Raw genomic sequence first — 3,044 nt, forward strand, 5'->3', positions numbered from 1 at the left:
GTCATTCCGTAGCTGTGAGGCGTCATGAAGAATTTTAAGATTTCAAACCAGCTTATATTGCTTGTCACCGGACTTATGATCGCCTTCGGCGTCGCCACATATCTGCAGATCCGCTCTTCTGCGAACTCCATCTACAACGAACGCTACGAGATGCTTCGCACGCAGGTCGAGTCGGGCCTTTCGATCATCAAGGTTTATTATGCCCTTGAGCAATCCGGAAAGCTTTCGGAAGCCGATGCGAAAGCCCAGGCCTACGCTATGGTCAACAGCATCAAATACACGCCGGACGGCTATCTCTTCGGCTATGACTACGACATCAACATGGTCTTCCACTACGACAAGACCAAGATGGGCCAGAACTTCAAGGGTCAGCCTGACCCGACTGGCCATTACTACCGCGAAGAACTGGTCAAGCTCGGACAGCAGGGCGGTGGTCTTACCGATTTCTACGCCAGCAAGCCCGGCCATCCGGCGAGCGAACTATTCCGCAAGACCGCCTATGCCCGCGCCTTCGAGCCCTGGAAGATGGTCGTGATAACGGGCGTCTACATGGATGACCTAGACGCACAGGTGAACCAAACCATCTGGATGACGCTGATGTACAGCCTCGGCCTGTTCGTCGTCGCGATTGCCGCTGCCTTCTTCGTGATCCGCGGCATCTCGAAGCCTTTGGCCGACGTGCATGAGGCCCTGAAGGCGGTTGCCGATGAAGACGTCAAGATCGCCATCCCGCATACGTCGATGGGCAACGAGATCGGCAAGATGGCCAAGGCGACGGCGTCGCTGCAGGAGAAGGTGCGCGAACGCCACGCCATGGCGGAACGCCAGGCAGAACAGGAACTGGCCCTCGACAGCGAACGCCAGCAGAACCTGCGCCAGCAGCAGGACGAGGCCCAGATCCAGGCCCGCGTCGTCTCCACCATCGGCCAGGCGCTGGAACAGCTCGCAGGCGGCGATCTCACCATCCGCTGCGCCGATATCGGCCAGGGCTATGCGGGTCTGCGCAACAACTTCAACGAGGCGCTCTCCCATCTCGAAGCCGCCATGGGCCGCGTCAATGCCAAGGGCAACGATATCGGCCTGTCCAAGGAAGAGATCCGCCGCGCCTCCAACGAGTTGTCGCAGCGCACCGAGCGCCAGGCCGCAAGCCTGGAGGAAACCTCCGCTGCCCTCGACGAGCTCACCGTTGCCGTCCGCCAGACCGCAGACGGCGCCCATGAGGCTTCCAAGCGCGTCCATTCCGTCTCGACCGAAGCATCGCGCAGCGACGCCGTCGTCGCCCAGGCGATCGAGGCCATGAGCGGCATCGAGAAGTCCTCGGAAGAAATCGGCAAGATCATCGGCGTCATCGACGAGATCGCCTTCCAGACCAACCTGCTTGCGCTCAACGCCGGCGTCGAGGCAGCGCGTGCCGGCGAAAGCGGCAAGGGCTTTGCCGTCGTCGCCCAGGAAGTGCGCGAGCTTGCCCAGCGGTCTGCTGCTGCCGCCAAGGAGATCAAGGACCAGATCGCCCGCTCCTCTGGCCAGGTCGACCAGGGCGTTCGCCTCGTCGGCGAGGCCGGCGAAGCGCTCAAGCGCATCTCCGACCAGATCAAGGCCGCCAACGAGATCGTCTCGAAGATCGCCCACAGCGCCTCCGAGCAGGACACCACGCTGCGCTCGATCTCGTCGTCGATGAACCAGCTCGATGCCGCCACCCAGCAGAACGCCGCCATGGCCGAAGAGACCACCGCATCGGCAGAAACGCTCGCAGCCGATACCGAGGACCTCCTCGACCTTATCAGAGGCTTCCGCGTCAACAATGGCAGCGGTGCTGCTCAGGCATCGCACCAGCAGAGACGCAGGGCGGCTTAGCATAAAAGCATAGATTGTAAAATCTATCAGTACAACATCGAAACAATAGAACCGCCGGAAGAAATTCTGGCGGTTCTATTATTTACAGGCAAAATTACGTTCGACAAACTGCCTAATTCTTGGAGTCTTATATAAGTCTTCCGCAAGAAAAACTTGTGCTTTTCTATCGCAGGGCAGCAAATGCGATGATTAAAACTGATTTAATCACATCATTGAGAGCGCGATTAAATCTTTATTAGCTGAAACAAGCCAATTTTAACCAACCGGAAGCAGCATGTGATTAAGCAGCGGTAGAAGCACCGAGATTACTCGAAGGCGCTCGCACAGGCGGTAGGAAACCGCACCGGTATTCGGCCCCCATTCCTGTTGCGAGGACATATGAAGAACCTCAAGATTGCTCATCAGCTTTTTGCCCTTGTCGGCGTACTCATGGCCGCCTTTGCGGTTGCCGTCTATTTCGAGATCAAGTCGCAAGAGGACTCGATCTACAATGATCGTTTCGACATGCTTCGCACCCAGGTCGAATCCGGTATCTCCATCCTCGATGGATTCTATCAGCGTGAAAAGTCCGGCGAACTGACCCACGAGGCCGCACAGGCCCAGGCGTTCAAGGTCTTGACCAACATGCGCTACAACCCGAACGGCTATATCTTCGGCTTCGACTTCCATGTCATCCAGCTGATCAACCCAAGCCCGGTCAACCTCGGCAAGGACATGTCCAGCCAGGTCGACAAACGCGGCACCTATTTCAGCAAGGAATTGGTCGAAAAGGGCATCAACGGTGGCGGCCGCACGGTCTACTACTGGAACAAGCCGGGAATGCCTGACAGTCAAGTCTTCCTGAAGGGCAGCTATTCGGCCGCCTTCCAGCCCTGGCAGATCGTTCTCGGCTCCGGCGTCTACATGGACGACCTTGAAACCCAGGTGAATGCTGCAATATGGAAGGCCTTCCTTATCTGCGGCATCGTCTTTGTCGTCGGTATCGGCGCTGCTCTTTACTTCATCCGCGGCATCTCGAAGCCTTTGGCCGACGTGCATGAGGCCCTGAAGGCGGTTGCCGATGAAGACGTCAAGATCGCCATCCCGCATACATCAATGGGCAACGAGATCGGCAAGATGGCCAAGGCGACGGCGTCGCTGCAGGAGAAGGTGCGCGAACGCCACGCCATGGCGGAACGCCAGGCAGAACA

The 3,044-nt window shown here is 58.0% G+C and carries 2 protein-coding genes; both read left to right on the forward strand.

The features are described from left to right. Positions 1-24: 24 nt before the first annotated feature. Complete coding sequence (locus tag EV561_RS36760; protein WP_132528749.1) at positions 25-1,854, forward strand: methyl-accepting chemotaxis protein; 1,830 nt, start codon at positions 25-27, stop codon at positions 1,852-1,854. 378 nt (positions 1,855-2,232) lie between these two features. After that, positions 2,233-3,044 (forward strand): cache domain-containing protein (locus tag EV561_RS36765; RefSeq protein WP_132528750.1); only part of this gene is annotated, 812 nt, incomplete at its 3' end.

Source organism: Rhizobium sp. BK376 (assembly GCF_004341625.1).
Taxonomy (GTDB): domain Bacteria; phylum Pseudomonadota; class Alphaproteobacteria; order Rhizobiales; family Rhizobiaceae; genus Rhizobium.

Bases quoted from the DNA above. Each gene is read 5' to 3' on its own strand.
- EV561_RS36760 (WP_132528749.1), top strand. From the start codon at position 25: ATGAAGAATTTTAAGATTTCAAACCAGCTTATATTGCTTGTCACCGGA.